The organism is Methanoculleus sp. MH98A (assembly GCF_000691865.1).
GTDB lineage: Archaea > Halobacteriota > Methanomicrobia > Methanomicrobiales > Methanoculleaceae > Methanoculleus.
In genome coordinates, this window is sequence record NZ_JMIO01000277.1 from 1 (window position 1) to 704 (window position 704).

1 protein-coding gene is annotated in these 704 nt (G+C 39.5%); it reads left to right on the top strand.

What is annotated here, in order from left to right:
• Positions 1 to 52: 52 nt before the first annotated feature.
• Positions 53 to 704: transglutaminase domain-containing protein (locus EI28_RS13830; RefSeq protein ID WP_231476871.1), on the top strand; the 652-nt coding region annotated here is incomplete at its 3' end.

Below are 704 nucleotides of genomic sequence, written 5' to 3' on the forward strand. Positions count from 1 at the left end.
CTACTTTCAAACATATAACGTGAAGCCAACATTTTATTTGAATCCTTGTTTAATGAGGTTTCCAATATATGGAGATTCTCCAAATAATATGTCTGCTAGACCCCATATCCGACCATCCCGCATGCTATTTAATGAAAACTCACATTTCATAGCATACTATAAAACGGGAGCATGCGAAGAGTTAGCTATTCTCTTCAATAAAACAACTTCAGAGGCGGGCTTTAAATCAAGAATAGTTAGGACTACGGCCGAAGATCATGCATGGAACGAAGTCTACATTGATGATCAATGGGTTCACGTTGATCCGACACTGTATTACCACTATTCAACCGGCGAATATCCCAGTTATGAGGGAATATGGTATGACCATCCAAGTGCCTATTCAGAACTAGGTTGGCACGGGGGCTATTCTAAAATACTTGTGGATGATGGCACAAAAGAAGATGTTTCATCAAGATATGCTAATGTTGGCAATGTGTCAGTTAGCTTCTTAGAACCTACAGATCGGATTAAAGTAAAACCAATCGGGGCAAATCGGTACTCCTTTGAGGATAACATAGAAGGGTTCCAATACGTATTTGATATCGGCTATAAGGACTATTCAATAACGGCTGAGAAAGACGTCATACCATATTTGTTGGTAAAGCAAGACACCAAAAATTTCACTGTGGTTGAAAACACTACAATTCGAGTGGAACTGAGCC